This is a genomic window from Actinomycetospora sp. (assembly GCF_055612215.1).
This window is the reverse complement of the sequence record NZ_JBVPVA010000553.1, coordinates 1-1,888: the sequence shown is the minus strand read 5'-3', so window position 1 is coordinate 1,888 and position 1,888 is coordinate 1. Positions and strand designations below refer to the sequence as shown.

Genomic DNA, 1,888 nt, shown 5'->3' with positions numbered 1-1,888 from the left:
GGAGTTGTTGGCCAGCCAGTACAGCAGGATCGCGATCGGGAAGAAGGCACCGAAGACGAGCACGCCGATCGGGAACAGCCACATGGTCAGCTTCTGCATGACCGCGGCCTGTGGGTTGGCCGCCGACGCGGTCGTCTGGTGCTGGGCCGAGATGCGCGCCGTGAAGTGGGTGGCGACGCTGGCGATGATCATCAGCGGCAGCGCCACGGGGACCACCGAGGCGGTGAAGCTCGAGAAGTTCAGCGAGAAGTGCCCGAGCTCCTGGGCGCCGCCGAAGATCGCCTGGGACAGCTTGACGCCGAACAGGCTCGCGTTGTTGAAGGAGATGACGTCGGCGCGGTCGAAGACGTAGTTGTACGGGTAGTTCGGCTGGAAGCCCCGCAGCACGTGGAACAGCCCGATGAAGACCGGCAGCTGCACCAGGACCGGCAGGCAGCCGCCCAGCGGGTTGACGCCGTGCTCCTTCTGGAGCTTCTGCATCTCCGTGGCGAGCTTCTGCTTGTCGTTCTTGTACTTCTCCTGCAGCTTCTTGATCTGCGGCTGGAACTCCTGCATCTTCCGCATGGAGCGGACCTGGCTCACGAACGGCTTGAACAGCAGCGCGCGCAGCGTGAAGACGAGGAAGATCACCGAGAGCGCCCAGGCGAACCCGTTGTCGGCACCCAGGGCGAAGCCGAACACCTTGTGCCAGAACCACAGGATGGCCGACACCGGGTAGTAGATGAAGTTCAGCACGACGCTCGCTCCTCGCTGGTGGGGGCTGCGGCTCCCCGGGGGGCAGTGCGGTCCGTCGGGTCGGTGGGCGGGCCGCCCGCCACGGGTGGATCACGATCAGGGTCCGGAGCGAGGTCGCGGTCCGGGTCGCGGCCCCTGCGCGGGGGCACGGGGTCGAGGCCGCCAGGGTGCCACGGCGCGCACTTGAGCAGGCGCACGCCGGCCAGGGTGCTGCCCCTCAGGAGGCCGTGCACGCGCAGGGCCTCGACGGCGTAGGCGCTGCAGCTCGGGTGGAACCGGCAGTGGGGGAGGAACAGCGGGGAGATCCAGCGTCGGTAGACCCCGAGGAGCGCGATCACCAGCCGCGTGGCGGGGCCGGGCCGCGCGCCGTCGGGCGGTGTTCCCATCTCCACGTCGTCCACTCCCGTCGGTTTCCCGTGGAACCACGTCGTGGCGCCCGGATGGTGTCCGGTGCCGGGCGTCGCGACCGGTCCTCCCGTCCATGGTGCCCGCGACGGGCCGGGAGGGCGAACGTCGTCGACCCGGCCTCGGCCACCCGTCGCGTGCACCGCGTCTATCCGAGCCGCGCGGCGGTGGGGGGTGACGGGTCCGAGGGCGCGGCCACCGGCCGCGGGCCGGGAGCGACCCCGAGGCGGCGCAGCGCGGCGTCGAGGTCCGCGCCGAGCTCGGCGGAGCCGGCCCCCGCGGCCGCGGGATGCGCCCGCACCACCAGGGCTGTGCCCTCGGGCAGGTAGTCCAGGCGATCGGCGACGAGGTGGCGGAGCCGCCGGGTCACGCGGTGGCGTTCGACCGACCCGCCCACGGATCGCCCGACCACGAAGCCGGCCCGCGAGGTCCCGTCGGGCACGAGGGCGTGGACGGACAGCAACCGGCGGCCGGCCTTCCGACCACGACGCATGATGCGTCGGAAGTCGTCGGGGCGGCGGACCCGGGACGGACGCGGCAGCACGGCGACGCCGGCGTGACGGGCGCGGCCCGTCAGGCGCTGAGGGAGGCGCGGCCCTTGCGGCGGCGGTTGCCCAGCACCGCGCGACCGGCGCGCGTGCTCATCCGCAGCCGGAAGCCGTGGGTCTTCGACCGACGACGGTTGTTCGGCTGGAACGTGCGCTTGCCCTTGGCCACGACTGAGAACTCCTGCGTCAGCTCACCCCGG

The 1,888-nt window shown here is 71.9% G+C and carries 4 protein-coding genes; all 4 read right to left on the bottom strand.

Annotated elements, in window-relative coordinates; all coding sequences use genetic code 11:
• A partial coding sequence (yidC, locus tag AC0CYZ_RS15355) for a membrane protein insertase YidC (protein WP_472216798.1) occupies nucleotides 1-735 on the bottom strand: 735 nt, incomplete at its 3' end.
• Entirely contained in the window at nucleotides 729-1,121 is a 393-nt protein-coding gene (yidD, locus tag AC0CYZ_RS15350) for a membrane protein insertion efficiency factor YidD (protein ID WP_472216802.1), read from the bottom strand. The genes yidC and yidD, both read right to left, overlap by 7 nt.
• Nucleotides 1,122-1,288: 167 nt before the next feature.
• Nucleotides 1,289-1,684, bottom strand: coding sequence for a ribonuclease P protein component (rnpA, locus tag AC0CYZ_RS15345; RefSeq protein WP_472216796.1), 396 nt, complete (start codon nucleotides 1,682-1,684; stop codon nucleotides 1,289-1,291).
• Nucleotides 1,685-1,713: 29 nt separating this feature from the next.
• The gene (gene rpmH / locus AC0CYZ_RS15340; protein ID WP_472216800.1) at nucleotides 1,714-1,857 is read right to left on the bottom strand and encodes a 50S ribosomal protein L34; all 144 of its coding nucleotides are present in this window, start codon (nucleotides 1,855-1,857) and stop codon (nucleotides 1,714-1,716) included.
• Between the last annotated feature and the right edge of the window lie 31 nt (nucleotides 1,858-1,888).